General features: G+C 73.9%; 13 protein-coding genes. 11 read left to right on the top strand and 2 right to left on the bottom strand.

The annotated features are described in order from the left end of the window. Positions 1–797: 797 nt before the first annotated feature. The 11 genes from AC5L35_RS33130 to AC5L35_RS33080 all read left to right on the top strand — a co-directional run bounded on the left by AC5L35_RS33130 (position 798) and on the right by AC5L35_RS33080 (position 12,952). On the top strand, positions 798–1,799 hold the full coding sequence (locus AC5L35_RS33130; protein ID WP_495063684.1) for a hypothetical protein: 1,002 nt from the start codon (positions 798–800) through the stop codon (positions 1,797–1,799). A 395-nt stretch (positions 1,800–2,194) separates the two neighbouring features. Continuing rightward, positions 2,195–3,343: a hypothetical protein gene (locus AC5L35_RS33125; RefSeq protein WP_495063683.1), complete on the top strand. Its 1,149-nt coding sequence runs from the start codon at positions 2,195–2,197 to the stop codon at positions 3,341–3,343. Next, a complete protein-coding gene (locus AC5L35_RS33120; protein WP_495063682.1) occupies positions 3,340–4,455 on the top strand; it encodes an HAD-IIA family hydrolase in 1,116 nt (371 codons plus the stop codon). The genes AC5L35_RS33125 and AC5L35_RS33120 overlap by 4 nt, the downstream gene beginning before the upstream one ends. Continuing rightward, positions 4,452–4,634 (top strand): hypothetical protein, encoded by a 183-nt coding sequence (locus AC5L35_RS33115; protein ID WP_495063681.1) that lies wholly within the window; start codon positions 4,452–4,454, stop codon positions 4,632–4,634. Before AC5L35_RS33120 ends, AC5L35_RS33115 begins: the two co-directional genes overlap by 4 nt. Before the next feature lie 2 nt (positions 4,635–4,636). Next, positions 4,637–5,428: a TlyA family RNA methyltransferase gene (locus AC5L35_RS33110; protein WP_495063689.1), complete on the top strand. Its 792-nt coding sequence runs from the start codon at positions 4,637–4,639 to the stop codon at positions 5,426–5,428. Further along, positions 5,425–6,339 (top strand): NAD kinase, encoded by a 915-nt coding sequence (locus AC5L35_RS33105; protein ID WP_495063680.1) that lies wholly within the window; start codon positions 5,425–5,427, stop codon positions 6,337–6,339. Before AC5L35_RS33110 ends, AC5L35_RS33105 begins: the two co-directional genes overlap by 4 nt. Positions 6,340–6,373: 34 nt before the next feature. Continuing rightward, entirely contained in the window at positions 6,374–8,212 is a 1,839-nt protein-coding gene (gene recN / locus AC5L35_RS33100; RefSeq protein WP_495063679.1) for a DNA repair protein RecN, read from the top strand. A 140-nt stretch (positions 8,213–8,352) separates the two neighbouring features. Beyond that, positions 8,353–9,537 (top strand): putative cytokinetic ring protein SteA, encoded by a 1,185-nt coding sequence (gene steA, locus AC5L35_RS33095; RefSeq protein ID WP_495063678.1) that lies wholly within the window; start codon positions 8,353–8,355, stop codon positions 9,535–9,537. Beyond that, positions 9,534–10,454: a copper transporter gene (locus AC5L35_RS33090; protein WP_495063677.1), complete on the top strand. Its 921-nt coding sequence runs from the start codon at positions 9,534–9,536 to the stop codon at positions 10,452–10,454. Before steA ends, AC5L35_RS33090 begins: the two co-directional genes overlap by 4 nt. Positions 10,455–10,607: 153 nt before the next feature. Then, on the top strand, positions 10,608–12,323 hold the full coding sequence (gene pyrG / locus AC5L35_RS33085; protein ID WP_495063676.1) for a CTP synthase: 1,716 nt from the start codon (positions 10,608–10,610) through the stop codon (positions 12,321–12,323). After that, a complete protein-coding gene (locus AC5L35_RS33080; RefSeq protein ID WP_495063675.1) occupies positions 12,320–12,952 on the top strand; it encodes an NUDIX domain-containing protein in 633 nt (210 codons plus the stop codon). Before pyrG ends, AC5L35_RS33080 begins: the two co-directional genes overlap by 4 nt. Positions 12,953–12,961: 9 nt before the next feature. On the opposite strand, the gene AC5L35_RS33075 is transcribed toward AC5L35_RS33080, so the two are convergent. Continuing rightward, a complete protein-coding gene (locus AC5L35_RS33075; protein ID WP_495063674.1) occupies positions 12,962–13,483 on the bottom strand; it encodes a DUF1707 domain-containing protein in 522 nt (173 codons plus the stop codon). Between the two features lie 109 nt (positions 13,484–13,592). Next, the gene (locus AC5L35_RS33070) at positions 13,593–14,546 is read right to left on the bottom strand and encodes a 2-deoxy-5-keto-D-gluconate 6-phosphate aldolase domain-containing protein (RefSeq protein ID WP_495063673.1); all 954 of its coding nucleotides are present in this window, start codon (positions 14,544–14,546) and stop codon (positions 13,593–13,595) included. Between the last annotated feature and the right edge of the window lie 36 nt (positions 14,547–14,582).

Genomic DNA, 14,582 nt, shown 5'->3' with positions numbered 1-14,582 from the left:
GGTGTGGGAGAGTAGGTCGCCGCCGACATCAAACTGTTTGTGGGCCCCCGCCGTCTGGCGGGGGCCCACTTTTTTGTATCATCTGCAGGTGAGTATCGCGGATGGTTCCGGCGATAACCGCCCGCGACGAGATGATCGCGACGGCGCCAGGGGACCCGACAGCCGACAGACACGTGCCCGTGGAGACCGCCCGGAGCGCGGTGATGAGCGTCGCGGAGCAGAACGCGGCCGTCGTGACGCACGTGCAGGAGGAGCCGGCGGCCGCGTCGGCTCGGGCTGGTCCGGTGGTGGATCCCGGGAGTCCGACCGGGGCTACCGGCCCCGCAGCGAGTCGTACGGAGGCGCAGGAGCACCGGCACGCGGTGCCGGGGGCTCTGGGCGCGACGCAGCACGTCGGGACGACCGTGCCCGGGACGACAGGCGTGGCACCGACCGCTCCGGTGACCGGGGACGGTCCGGATATCAGGCGAGCAGCAGGTACAACCGGGGATCCGAGGGATCTGACAGGCCCCGCTCAGGCGGCGGCAATGCAGGCGGCCGACGGTCCGACGCGGATCGCTCCTCGTACCCGCGCCGCGACGAGACCTCCGGTGGTGACCGCTACCGCGGCAGCCGCAGCGATCGGTCCGGCACCGACCGGACCGGTGGCGCGGATCGCCGCGGCTGGTCCGATGACCGACCCAGGAGCGGTGGCGGCTGGTCCGAGCGGCGGCCTTCGGGGCAGCGTTCGGACTCCCCGCGCGGTGGGAACCGGGAGGACCGCGGTGCGGGAGCGGCGCCGGGGAGCCGTGACCGCGATGAGCGCGGAGGTGGCAACCCCCGGTACGAGCGGTCGACCGGGGATTCCCGCGGTGGTTACCAGGGGCGGCCCCGCGGAGACGACCGTGGGGACCGCGGTGGATATCGCGGTACCGGCGGAGATCGCAGCGGTGACGACCGTGGCAGCGACCGCGGGAGCTCGGGCGGCTACCGCAGGGACGACCGGGGAGACCGCGGTGGCTACCGCGGAAATACCGGTGCGAGCCGCGGCGGATACCGGGGCGGCGAGAGCGGCCGCAGTGATTTCCGGGGCAGTGATTCCCGCGGTAGTGATTTCCGTGGAAACTCCGGGTCGGACCGCGGCAACGAAGCCGGCGGCGACCGTGGCGGTTACCGCGGTGACCGTGGTGGTTATCGCGGAAACACCGGTGGTGACCGTGGTGGTTATCGCGGTGGAAACACCGGCGGTGACCGCGCTGGTTCTCGTACGGACGACCGAGGTGACCGCGGTGGTTATCGCGGAAGCACCGGTGGTTCCCGTGCGGATGACCGGGGCGGTTATCGCGGCGGGAGCTCCGGTGGCGACCGGGCCGGATATCGGCGGGACGACAAGGGCGGACAGCGCGGCGACGACCGTGGGGGTTATCGCGGTAGCAGTGCCTCCGGCGGCGACCGTGGTGCTTCCCGGACCGATGACCGTGGCGGTTATCGCAGCGACGACCGGGGTGACCGCGGCGGTTACCGCGGCAATGCCGGCGGTGACCGCGGCGGATACCGGGGCGACGACCGTGGCGGCCGTGGTGGCTACCGCGCAGCCGACCCCGGCAACCGGAGCGCCGACCGTCCGTACAGCAAGAGTGCGGAGCGTTCGAGCAACCGGCGGGACGACGGCTCGGAGAGCCGGAGCGGCGACCGGCCGGCGACCCGGGGGAGTGGCCCCACCTCGAGCCGGAAGGACGACCGGCCGAGTGCCGCTGCGGAGGAGCACGGCAGTACCGACCGTGGTGACGAGCGCGGCACGCCGACCGGCGACTCGGTGAGCGCTCCTCCCGCGGAGCGACAGGACGTCGAGCCCACTGCGCGGGCGGCGGCTGCTGAAGACCGTGCCGACCGCAGCGGCGACCGCCCGTCGGGCGCCGGCAGTGAGCAGACGTCCGGTTCCGAGGACCGTGGCACCGAGCGGCGGTCGAGCGACGAGCGTCCGCCGGGTTCCGAGTACCGCGGTAGCGAGCGCCGGACGGGTGCCCGCAGTGACCGGCCCTCCGGTGACGCGCGTGGGCGTGGCGATCGGTCGGGCGACCGAGGTCCGGCACGCGACCGCAGTGCGAGCAGCTACGGCCGTGGGGCCGGGGCCAGAAGCGGAGGGCCCAGGGCCGGCGCCGCCGGTGGTGGCCGTTCCTCCGAGCGCACGGGCCGCTCCCGCCCGACCGAGGGCGTGCCTGTCGCGCGGGTCGCCGAGCCGCCGTTGAGCGACGACATCACCACCGCGGGTCTCGACCCCGAGGTGCGCCGGGACCTGCGCGGCCTGCAGAAGGACACGGCCGACAGCGTGGCGCGTCACCTCGTCGCGGCGGGAATGCTCGTCGACGACGACCCCGAACTCGCTCTCGAGCACGCGCGGTTCGCGCGTACCCGCGCTTCCCGGATCGCCGTGGTGCGGGAGGCCGCCGGCATCGCGGCCTACCACGCAGGTGAATGGGCCGAAGCGCTGGGCGAGCTGCGGGCCGCTCGCCGGATGGGCGGGGGTCCCGGGCACCTGGCGGTGATGGCCGACATCGAACGCGCACTGGGACGTCCGGAGCGCGCGCTCGACCTGAGCCGCGGGCCCGAGGTCCGCGAGCTGGGCCGGGCCGAGGCCATCGAGCTCCTCATCGTGGCCGCGGGCGCACGGCGTGACCTGGGCGAGCTCGACGCGGCCGTGATCGGCTTGCAGGTGCCGGAGCTGGACCCGGCGCGGCGCGAGCCGTGGAGCAGCCGCCTCTTCTACGCCCACGCGGACAACCTCCTCGCCGCCGGTCGGGAGTCGGACGCACTGGAGTGGTTCGTCAGTGCCGCCAATGCCGACACGGACGGCGAGACCGACGCCGAGCAGCGGATCGCCGAGCTCACCGGGGAGCTGCTGCTCCCGGAGGACGACGTCGAGTTCGGCCCGGAGGACCTGACGGACCTCCCGGCTGCCGACGAGGCCGACGACCAGACCGATGAGGACACCGATGTGTCCGACGGTCCGGCGGCCGACGGGCCCGCCGAGCACAGCGAGGCCGGCGACGAGGTCGCCGCGGACGAGGCTGCCTCGGCGGGCGCTGACCCTGCGGCAATCGACGTCGCAGACGACGCCCCTGCGGAGCAGGACGCGGCGGATGCGGACACCGTGCACGCGGAGTCAGCAGGGAATGACGCTCCCGACGGTGACGCTGTCGCTGATGACGATGAGGTCGCAGGCACCGAGGTCGTGACGGACGACACGGCGGCGGACGGCAGCGGCGACGCCACGATCGGTGAGGCCGCCGGCGCTCCTGCCGGGAGTGCCGATGCCGAGGTGCGCGGGGATCCGGCCGCGCCGAGAGGGGATGCACGGCTGTGACCGAGAGCGCCACCGACCTGCTGAGCAAGCACGATGTCGTACTCGCCGACCTGGACGGCACGCTGTACCGCGGGCAGCTCGCCGTGCCCGGGGCGGTGGAGGCGGTGAAGGCTGCCCGGGAGCGCGGTGTGCCCACCAGCTACGTCACGAACAACGCCTCGCGGCGGCCGTCCGACGTGGCGGCCCACCTCGCCGAGCTGGGCTACCCGGCAGGCGAGGGGGACGTGGTCACCAGCTCGCAGGCGGCGGCCGCGATGCTCGCGCAGCAGCTCCCGGGCGGCTCGCGGGTGCTCGTCGTCGGCACGGACGCCCTGGCGGCCGAGGTCGTCGGCGTCGGGCTGGCCGTGACCGATCGCGCCGAGGACGCCGTGGCGGTGGTGGAGGGCCACAGCCCGGACACCGGGTGGCGGGTGCTGGCCGAGGCCTCCGTCGCGCTCCGGGCCGGGGCCGTGTGGGTCGCGTGCAACCTCGACTCCACGCTGCCGACCGAGCGCGGTCTGCTGCCCGGAAACGGGGCCATGGTCTCCGTGCTGCGGGTCGCCACCGGGCGAGAGCCGCAGGTTGCCGGGAAGCCCGCTCCCGGGCTGTTGTACAGCGCCGTGGAGCGCACCGGGGCGAAGGCTGCCCTGATGGTGGGCGACCGGCTCAACAGCGACGTGGAGGGCGGCCGCGCGGCCGGCCTGCCCACCCTGCTCGTCCTGACCGGCGTCTCCGACCCGGCGGAACTGCTCGCCGCGCCGCCCGCGCTGCGGCCGGACTACGTCGACGCCGACATGGGAGCGCTCACCCGCGCTCCCGAGGAGCTCGCCCCCGGAGTGCGGCCCGGCTGGGGTGCGCGCGTCACCGGACACGGCGCGCTGACGCTCACGGCGGACGGGGGCACGGACCCGCTCGACGCGCTCCGCACGCTGTGCTCCGTGCACTGGGGTGCGGGTGGCGGACCCGCCGTCGTGACGGCCGACGGCCCGGACGCCGCACGTGCTCTGCGTGCTCTCGGGCTCGCCGGGGCCGATGCGTCCTCGGCTACCGTGGGTGGTGTGGACGGTGCCGCATCCGCCGCCGGCGGAGCGCGCCGTGGCACCGGGACCGACAACGCGGGAGCGCATTCATGACCGTCCCCAAGCCGGGGCCTCCACCAGTACCCGTGGATCCGCAGGAGATCGTCTCCCGCGCGATGGCGGGTCTCAGCGGGCTGGGCGACCGCCCGCTCGCCGAGCACGTGGAGGTGTTCGAGCGGGTGCACACCGCGCTGGGTGAGGCGCTCGCCGCGGGAACCTCCGGCGCTGCGTGACGGTGGTCACCCGAGCCCGCCTCGACGCCGAGATGGTGCGCCGGGGTCTCGCCCGCTCCCGGCAACAGGCCGGTGAGCTGATCGACCAGGGGCGTGTCGCGGTCCGCGGGGTGCCGGCGGGCAAAGCCGCCACCGTCGTCGACCGGGACACCCCGGTGACGGTCACCCACAGCGACGAACGCGAGTGGGCTTCCCGCGGCGCCCACAAGTTGATCGGCGCCCTCGACGCGTTGGCCGTGGACGTCACGGGGCGGCGCTGCCTCGACGCGGGCGCGTCGACCGGCGGGTTCACCGACGTGCTGCTCGACCGGGGTGCCGCCGAGGTGGTGGCGGTCGACGTCGGCTACGGGCAGCTGGTGTGGCGGCTGCGCAGTGATGAGCGGGTCCACGTGCACGACCGCACCAACGTGCGCGCACTGGAAACGTCGACGATCGGCGGTCCGGTCGACCTGGTCGTCGCCGACCTGTCGTTCATCTCGCTGCGTACCGTGCTCCCTGCGCTGATCGCGTGCACCCGCGAGGACGGTGAGCTGTTGCCGATGGTCAAACCGCAGTTCGAGGTGGGCCGCCAGCGGCTCGGTTCGGGCGGGGTGGTCCGCGACGCGAGCCTGCGGCTCGCCGCGCTCACCGAGGTCACGACGGCGGCGCGGGCGTCGGGGCTGGTCCTGCTGGGAGCGGTGGCGAGCCCGCTGCCCGGCCCGTCCGGCAATGTCGAGTTCTTCCTGCGGCTGTCCCGCCACGGCGTCGACGCCGGGGACGCGGTGCTGGCCGCGGCGATCGAGGAGGGCCCGTGACACGGGAGGTTCTGGTCGTCCTGCACTCCGGGCGGGAGACCAACCGGCGCACGGCGGCGGCGGTGGCGCACCGGCTCGCCGCCTCCGGCATCCGGTTGCGCGTGCTGGGCGAGGAGTGGGCCGAGGTGCAGAACGGCGACCTGCCGGCTCCGCTCGCCCCGCGCATCGTCGACGGGCGCCCCGGTTGTGCCGAGAGCGCCGAGGTGGTGCTCGTGCTGGGCGGGGACGGCACGCTGCTGCGGGCCGCGGAGATGGCCCGGCCGGTGGGGGTGCCGCTGCTCGGGGTGAACCTCGGGCGGGTCGGCTTCCTGGCCGAGGCCGAGGAGGAGTCGCTCAACGAGGCGCTCGACGCCATCGTGGAGGGCGGTTACTGCGTCGAGGAACGCATGACGCTCGACGCCGTCGCCCGCCTCGACGGGCACGTGCTCGCCCGCACGTGGGCGCTCAACGAGGCGACCGTCGAGAAGGTCAGCAGGGAACGGATCCTCGAGGTGGTGCTCGAGGTGGACGGCCGCCCGGTCTCCGCCTTCGGGTGTGACGGCGTGATCTGCGCGACGCCGACGGGATCCACCGCCTACGCGTTCTCCGCGGGTGGTCCGCTGGTGTGGCCGCAGGTCGAGGCGCTGCTGCTGGTGCCGAGCAACGCACACGCGCTGTTCGCCCGGCCGATGGTGATCGCCCCGGACAGCGAGGTGGCCATCGAGGTCGACCCGGCGGGGCCGCCCGCGGTGCTGGACTGCGACGGCAGGCGCACCGTGGCGCTGCCGCCCGGAGCACGGGTGGAGCTCGCCCGCGGCGCGACCCCGGTCCGGATGGTCCGGCTGGACGGGCAGCCCTTCGCCGACCGGCTGGTGCGCAAGTTCGACCTGCCCGTTCGGGGATGGCGGGGCGCGCCGCAGTCCGGCAACTGAGGCGTTGTCGGTTCGGCGCCGTACGCTTCGCCCCATGTTGGCCGAGATGCGGATCCAGGGCCTCGGCGTGATCGACGACGCTACGCTCGAACTGGATCCCGGGCTCACGGTGCTCACCGGTGAGACCGGCGCGGGCAAGACCATGGTCGTCACGGGGCTGTCGTTGCTCGGGGGCGGTCGCGCGGAGTCCTCGCGCGTGGCCGAGGGCGCGCGGCGGGCCGTCGTGGAGGGTCGCTTCAGTGCCGACCCGGCGGCGCTCAAGGTGGCCGACGAGGTGGGCGCCGACGCCGACGACGACGGCACGCTCATCGCGGTGCGCACCGTGAACGCCGACGGCGGGTCCCGGGCCCACCTGGGTGGCCGTTCGGTGCCGGTCGGGGTGCTGTCCCGGCTGGCGGAGGCCACGCTGGCCGTCCACGGTCAGAACGACCAGCTACGCCTCCTGCGCCCCGCTGAGCAGCGGGCCCTGCTCGACCGGTTCGCGGGCGAGGGGGTCGGGGTGCCGTTGGAGCGCTACCGCGCCGTCCGCGCGGAGTGGCAGCGCGTGGCCGCCGAGCTCGTCGAGCGGCGGGACGGGGCCCGGCGGCTCGCGCAGGAGGCCGACCTGCTGCGCCACGGCCTCACGGAGATCACGGCGGTGGATCCGCGGCCGGGCGAGGACGTGGAGCTGGTCGACCTGGCTCACCGGCTGTCCGCGGCCGACGACCTGCGCGAGGTCGCGTCCAGCGCCCAGCTCGCGCTGGTGGGTCCGGAGGACGGCGACCTGGACACCCCCGGCGCCCTCGCGCTGATCGGTGATGCGCGCCACCGCCTCGCCGGCGCAGGCGACCCCGACCTCACCGCGCTGGACGCGCGGCTGGGGGAGGTGCTCGCGCTGCTCGGCGACGTCGGCACGGAGCTCACCGGCTACCTCGACCGCCTCGACGCCGACCCGGAACGGCTGTCGGAGGTGCTCACGCGGCAGGCCGAGCTCAAGGCGCTCACCCGCAAGTACGCCGCCGACATCGACGGGGTGCTCGCCTGGGCCGACGCCGCCAGGGAACGGCTGGCCGGGCTCGACACCTCCGACGAGGCCCTCGCCGCCCTCGCCGCCCGCCGCGACGAGCTGGGGGTCGAGCTGGCCGAGCACGCGGCGGCCGTCACGGCGGCCCGCACCGAGGCCGCCGCCCGGCTGGCCGCCGACACCACCGCGGAGCTGGGCGGCCTGGCCATGCAGGACGCACGGCTGCTCGTGGAGGTCTTCCCCCGCGAGGCCGGGCCGGGGGCCGCCGACGCGCTGCGGGTCGGCGGCGCCACCCTCGTGGCAGGCACCGACGGCGTCGACGAGGTGGAGCTGCGGCTGGTCGCCCACTCCGGTGCCACGCCGCTGCCGCTGCACAAAGGCGCATCCGGTGGCGAGCTCTCGCGCGTGATGCTGGCGCTGGAGGTGGCGCTCGCCGGGGCCGACCCCGTTCCCACGATGGTGTTCGACGAGGTCGACGCGGGCGTCGGAGGCCGCGCCGCGGTCGAGATCGGGCGGCGGCTGGCCCGCCTCGCGGCGCGCCACCAGGTGATCGTGGTGACCCACCTGCCCCAGGTCGCGGCGTACGCCGACCGGCACCTGGTGGTCGACAAGACGGTCCGCAGCGGCGCGGGGCCCACCCGCAGCCGGGTGCGCACGCTGGCCGAGAGCGACCGCATCGTCGAGCTCGCGCGGATGCTGGCCGGGCTCGACGACACCGACACGGGTCGCGCTCACGCCGAGGAGCTGCTGGGGGCCGCTCGGGCCCACCGTGAGGCCGATCGGGCTCGTCCCCACGGCGCAGCGACAAGCAGCGCGGCAACCAACGGAGCCACGCCGAGGAACCGCAAGAAGGCGCCCAGCGGCGCCTGAACACGCAGGTTGTCCCAACCGCGCCACCTGGGGCGGAGGCACCCGTCGGAAGGTGGACGGTCGGGGTTCCTCCCGGCGTGCCTTACTCGTATCACCAGGCCCAGATGCCACAGTGCGTTCATGGAAGGGGGGTGCCTGCAATGAAGTTGTCCGGTCTGCTGCACCGCTCGCGGCCCGAGTTGCCGGGGCTGTCCGGTGTCGCGCGGGTCGATCGGCGAACCGACGGTCTGCTCCGGCGCATCAAACAGGGCGAGATCGCTGTGCTCGACCAGGTCGACCTCGACCGCGCCACAGCGGACGCCCTCGTCGCGGCCGAGGTGACCGCCGTCGTCAACGCCTCCCCGTCGATCTCCGGGCGGTTCCCGAACCTCGGGCCGGAGGCCCTCATCGACGCCGGCATCACGCTGGTGGACAACGTCGGGGCCGAGGCGCTGCACGCGATCAAGGACGGCAGCCGCATCCGGCTGCTCGACGGCGCCGTCTACGCCGGGGAGCTGCACCTTGCCGACGGCGTCGAGCAGACCGCCGACACCGTGGCCGACGCCATGGTGGAGGCCAAGTCCGGGCTCACCCACCAGCTCGAGGCGTTCGCCGCCAACACCATCGAGTTCATGCGGCGCGAGCGCGCGATGCTGCTGGACGGGGCCGGCGTCCCGGACGTCGATGTCGAGCTGACCGACCGGCAGGTGCTCGTGGTCGCCGCAGGCTTCGACCACGCGGCGGAGCTCGCCCGGCTGAAGCACTACATCCGCGAGTACCAGCCGGTGCTGGTGGGTGTCGGCGCGGGCGCCGACGCCCTCCTCGCGGCCGGGTACCAGCCGCAGCTCATCGTCGGCGACCCGGGTGAGGTGTCCAACGAGGCATTGACGTCCGGCGCCGACGTCGTGGTTCCTGCCTTCTCCGACGGCCACGCGCCGGGGCTGCACCGCGTGCAGGACCTCGGGACGGGTGCGGTCACGTTCCCGAGCTCCGCCAACCCCGAGGACCTCGCGCTGCTGATCGCCGCCCACCACGGCGCGTCGCTCGTGGTCACGGTGGGGCTGTCGGCGAGCATGGCCGAGTTCCTCGACCGTGGGCGCTCGGGAAGCATCGCGTCCACGTTCCTCACCCGCCTGCAACTCGGTGGCACCCTCGTCGACGGCCGCGTGATCGCCGCGCTCTACCGCAGCCGGATCTCCTCGGGAGCGGTGCTGCTGATGATCGCGGCGGCCGTGGTGGCCGTGATCGCCGCGCTGCTGGTGTCGGACGCGGGTGACGCGGTGCTGGCCTGGCTGTCCCAGGTCTGGACCATGCTCGTCGGGCAGGTCAGGGGCCTGTTCCGGTGATCTCGCTGCGATACCACGCGATCTCGATCACCGCGGTGTTCCTCGCGCTGGCGATCGGCGTCGTCCTGGGCGCCAGCGGCGTGTCCGACCGGTTGCTCTCGGCCGTCGCCACCCGGGCCGACGACCTCGGTGGTCAGGTGCAGACCCTCACCGCCCAACGTGATGCGCTGGCCGCAGCCCAGCGCGGCTCCGACGAGTTCGCGCGGCGCACCGGGCCGGCCGCTGTCCGGGGGCTGTTGCAGGGCCGGTCGGTCGTGATGGTCACGGCGGGTGCCGACCAGGGCGACCGGGATGCCGTGCGTGCCCTGCTCGATCCGGCCGGCGCCACCGTGACCGGCGAGATCGCGCTGACCGACGCCGTCGGCGACCCGGCTCGTGCCGACCAGCTCCGCGAGCTCACCTCGCAGCTGCTGCCCACCGGGGCGCAGCTGCCCGCGGCGTCCGACACCGGCAGCCTGGTGGGCGGCCTGCTCGGCGGCGTGGTGCTGGCCTCGTCCGGGCAGGTCTCCCCGGACCAGGCCGACGCGGTGCTCACCGGGCTCACGTCGGCCGGGTTCGTCAGCCCCGGGGAACGGCCCCGGCCCGCCGACCTCGTGCTCGTGCTCACCGGCGGCGCCGTTCCCGGGGTCGACGGCGCCGACGCCGCGGCCGTCACGGCGCGCCTGGCGGCGCAGCTCGACCGGGCGGGCGGTGGGGCCGTGCTGGCCGGGCGCACCGGCTCGGCCGACGCCATGGGCGCGGTGGGGGTGGCCCGGGCCGACCCGAACGTCACCGCGTCCCTCTCCACGGTGGACGACGTGCAGACGGGCGCCGGTCAGGTGGCGGCGGTGCTGGCCCTGCGTGAGCAGCTCGACGGGCGCGCCGGGCGCTACGGCACCGCGATGTCGGCGGCGGACGGCGTGGCCCCGGCCGCGTGACCGTCCGGAGCGACCGGCTCGACCACGCAGAGGCGCCGAACGCGGGCCCTCCGTCACCGTTTTCGCTGCGTCACCGTGCTCAATCGGGCGGGAGCCGCACAACACGCGGGTGGGGGCGGCCGGTCGCCGTCGTCCTATGTACCCTGAAACCCCGTGCACCCACGCGCGACGCGTCATCTGTTCGTCACCGGCGGGGTCGCGTCCTCGCTGGGTAAGGGTCTGACGGCCTCGAGCCTCGGACAACTTCTCACCTCCCGCGGGCTGCGGGTGATCATGCAGAAGCTGGATCCCTATCTGAACGTGGATCCCGGCACCATGAACCCGTTCCAGCACGGTGAGGTGTTCGTCACCGAGGACGGCGCCGAGACCGACCTCGACATCGGCCACTACGAACGTTTCCTCGACCGGAACCTGCACGGCAACGCCAACGTCACCACCGGCCAGGTCTACTCGTCGGTGATCGCGAAGGAGCGCCGCGGTGAGTACCTCGGCGACACCGTGCAGGTCATCCCGCACATCACCAACGAGATCAAGGACCGCATCCTCGCGATGGGCGATCCCGACGACGACGGGATCACGCCCGACGTCGTGATCACCGAGGTCGGGGGCACGGTCGGCGACATCGAGTCGCTGCCGTTCCTGGAGGCGGTGCGCCAGGTCCGCCACGACGTCGGGCGGGACAACTGCTTCTTCCTGCACGTGTCACTGGTGCCCTACCTCGCCCCGTCGGGCGAGCTCAAGACCAAGCCGACGCAGCACTCGGTCGCGGCGCTGCGCAACATCGGTATCCAGCCCGACGCGCTCGTGCTGCGTGCCGACCGGGAGATCCCGGACGAGATGAAGCGCAAGATCAGCCTCATGTGCGACGTGGAGACCGACGGCGTCGTCGCCGCTCCGGACGCCCCGTCGATCTACGACATCCCCCGGGTGCTGCACCGCGAGGGGCTCGACGCCTACGTGGTGCGCAGGCTCTCCCTGCCGTTCCGCGACGTCGACTGGACGGTCTGGGGTGACCTGCTCGACCGCGTGCACCACCCCGACGAAACGGCGCGTATCGCGCTCGTCGGCAAGTACGTCGACCTGCCGGACGCCTACCTGTCGGTCACCGAGGCGCTGCGGGCAGGCGGGTTCGCCCACCGGGCCCGCGTCGAGATCGTGTGGGTCCAGTCCGACGAGTGCCGCACCCCCGCGGGGGCGGCGGCCGCGCTGGAGGGCATGGACGGCGTGCTGATCCCCGGCGGTTTCGGGGTGCGCGGTATCGAGGGCAAGCTCGGTGCCATCCGGCACGCCCGCACGCGCGGCATCCCGACACTCGGGCTGTGCCTCGGGCTGCAGTGCATGGTGATCGAGGCGGCCCGGTCGCTCGCGAACCTCGGGGACGCCAACTCCAGCGAGTTCGACGAGCGCACCCCGCATCCGGTGATCTCCACGATGGCCGACCAGCGGGACGTCGTCGCCGGCGAGCGCGACATGGGCGGCACGATGCGGCTCGGCGCCTACCCGGCCGCCCTCGGAGCCGGCACGGTCGTGTCGAAGGCGTACGGGAGCCGTGAGGTGTCCGAGCGGCACCGGCACCGCTACGAGGTCAACAACGCCTACCGCAAGCGGTTGGAGGAGGCCGGGCTGGTGTTCGGGGGCACGTCGCCCGACGGCACGCTGGTGGAGTTCGTCGAGCTACCGGCCGAGAAGCACCCGTTCTTCGTCGGCACCCAGGCCCACCCGGAGCTCAAGAGCCGCCCGACCCGTCCGCACCCGTTGTTCAGCGCGTTCGTGCGGGCCGCCCTCGACTATCGGGCCGCCGACCGGCTGCCGGTGGAGTTACCGCCCCGGGAACGTGCGGCGGCGGCCGTCAACGGGGCCGCGTCATGAGCGCTCCGCGTCACGACTTCCCCGTGAAGGCCAGCACGGACATCTACGCCGGTGCGGTGATGGCGCTGCGCTCCGACGAGGTGGTGATGCCGGGCGGGAAGGTGGCCGTCCGGGAGATCCTGGAGCATCCGGGAGCCGTCGCGATCGCGGCCCTGGACGCCGACGACCGGCTGATGGTGATCCACCAGTACCGCCAGGCGGTGCGGCGGCGGCTGTGGGAACTGCCTGCCGGGCTGCTCGACGTCGACGGGGAGGACCCGCTCGAGACGGCGAAGCGGGAGCTGGCCGAGGAGGCCGGGCTGGCCGCCACCGACTGGTCCACGCTGCTCGACGTGGTGCCGTCCCCCGGGTTCTCCGACGAGTCGGTGCGCATCTACCTCGCACGCGGCATCACCGAGGTGGGCCGCCCGGACCTGGGCGACGACGAGGAGTCCGACCTCACGACGCGCTGGGTGTCGCTGCCGGTCGCGGTGCGGATGGTGCTGTCCGGCACGATCGTCAACGCGGCGACGGTGGCGGGGGTGCTCGCCGCGCACGTCCTCTCCGGCGCGCCCACGGCAGCGCGGCCCGCCGACGCTCCGTGGCCGGACCGGCCCACGAAGTTCGCCGAACGGTCGCGCGCGGAGTAGCGCCCGGCCTCAGGGGCGCAGCGGGCGTCCGTGGCGGTCGGTGGGCCGCCCGGCGAGGATCACGATGCCGTCGATGAACGCCCAGAGCAGGCCGATCCCGGCGAAGCTCAGCACGAGCTGGGCGACCGCGATGCCGGTGTGCCCGGTGTAGAACCGCCCGATCCCGAACGGCAGCAGCAACTGCAGCACCCCGGCCGCGACCTTGTACCTGTCCGAGTAGGGCACGCCGGTCACCGGGTCGCGGCCGTAGGGCGCGGCGAGGTCGTGAGGGTGGTGCGCGGGATGGGGCACCGGTGTGGCGACGGTCGCCGGAACCGGCAGCACGGTGGTGGACTGCTCGTCGCCGCCGGGGAGGTCCTCGAACAGGGGCGCCAGGTCGACGGAGGTGCGGGCGGCGTACGCCGCGGTCGTGCGCTCCTCGAACTCGTCCTGGTCGAGCCTGCCCTGCGCGTAGTGGTCGCCGAGAGCGCGCGCGGCGGCTTCTCGTTCCGCGTTGCCGATCCGTAGGGGGCGAGGGTCGGACGTGCTCATGGAACGACGGTACCGGGGGTTTCGTCCGTTTGGTGACCGGTGGCCGGGACCCCGTCAGGTGGGAACTAGCCGCTCGTGCGGGTCGACGTGCTGATCCAGGGCCTGTGCCCTAGGCAGGCTCGGTGGTGGCCGCCGCTCGGGCCGAGTCGTAGGTGTCGGCGTAGTGCAGGTACGCCGTGGCCACCTGGTCGATCACGCCCGCCTCGTCGAGGTCGCCGCGCACATGCGCGAGCAGCGGCTTCTCCCAGATGGTGCGTCCGATGGCGAAGCCGTGGAAGCCGTCCACCCCGGCGGCCACGCGCAGCCACCGGTCGAGCTGCGGCTGGTCGGCGTCGCGCCCCAGCACCACGCACCGGACGTCGTCGCGGCCGCCCCGGCGCGCGACGGCGACGACGCGCTCGGCGTCCTCGGCCAGGTCCAGGCCCTCGATCTTCCAGATGTCCGGTGCTGCTCCGGCCCCTTGCATGTCAATGATGACCTGCTCGGTCAGCGGGGGACGCAGCGCGCGGTCGTAGTCGTCGCCGAGGTTCTCGTGCTGCTCGGGCGTGGGCGGCACCAGCAGTTCGAGCAGCAGCCGTCGTCCGGCTCGGTGCAGCTCACCGGTCACCTGGGCGAGCGCGTCCTGCTGCTCGCGGCGGGCCCGGAGATCGAAGCCGGGGTTGTCGCGCACCAGGACCTTCACGTAGTCCGGGTCGAATTCTGCGACGTGTTCCAGCCACTGGCCGTCGGACAGGGAGCCGTACTCCAGGCTGAACCACTCCTGTCCTGAGCGTTCGATCGGCATGGCGAGACTCAGGCCCGCCGCGCGTGCTGCCCCGGCGACGTGCGCGCCGTACCGCTCGTCGACCAGCACTCCCGCCCCGGCCGGGGCACCGCGGTCGAGCGCGGCGCGAAGGCCCGCGAAGACCAGTTGCTTGCCGTCGGCGATCCGTGCCGCCTGCTCGTCGGTCAGGGGTTCTCGCCAGTCGTAGACGGTCCGGGCCAGCGACTCGCGGTGGTCCATGGCCAGGATCAGGAGGTCGGATACGACGGCGCCGGGCGTGGTCGTCGAGGCGGTGCGCATGTCGTCTCCCTCGTATGCGCTGTGGCCGGAGCGGTG

The sequence above is a fragment of the Pseudonocardia sp. OZ21 genome, assembly GCF_059359135.1.
This window is presented reverse-complemented; position numbering and strand designations above follow the sequence as displayed.

What these genes read in the sequence shown, in the direction of transcription:
- AC5L35_RS33130 (WP_495063684.1), top strand. Translation starts at nt 798, where the DNA reads ATGAGCGCGGAGGTGGCAACCCCCGGTACGAGCGGTCGACCGGGGATT.
- AC5L35_RS33115 (WP_495063681.1), top strand. Translation starts at nt 4,452, where the DNA reads ATGACCGTCCCCAAGCCGGGGCCTCCACCAGTACCCGTGGATCCGCAG.
- recN (WP_495063679.1), top strand. Translation starts at nt 6,374, where the DNA reads ATGTTGGCCGAGATGCGGATCCAGGGCCTCGGCGTGATCGACGACGCT.
- steA (WP_495063678.1), top strand. Translation starts at nt 8,353, where the DNA reads ATGAAGTTGTCCGGTCTGCTGCACCGCTCGCGGCCCGAGTTGCCGGGG.
- AC5L35_RS33080 (WP_495063675.1), top strand. Translation starts at nt 12,320, where the DNA reads ATGAGCGCTCCGCGTCACGACTTCCCCGTGAAGGCCAGCACGGACATC.
- AC5L35_RS33075 (WP_495063674.1), bottom strand. Translation starts at nt 13,483, where the DNA reads ATGAGCACGTCCGACCCTCGCCCCCTACGGATCGGCAACGCGGAACGA.
- AC5L35_RS33070 (WP_495063673.1), bottom strand. Translation starts at nt 14,546, where the DNA reads ATGCGCACCGCCTCGACGACCACGCCCGGCGCCGTCGTATCCGACCTC.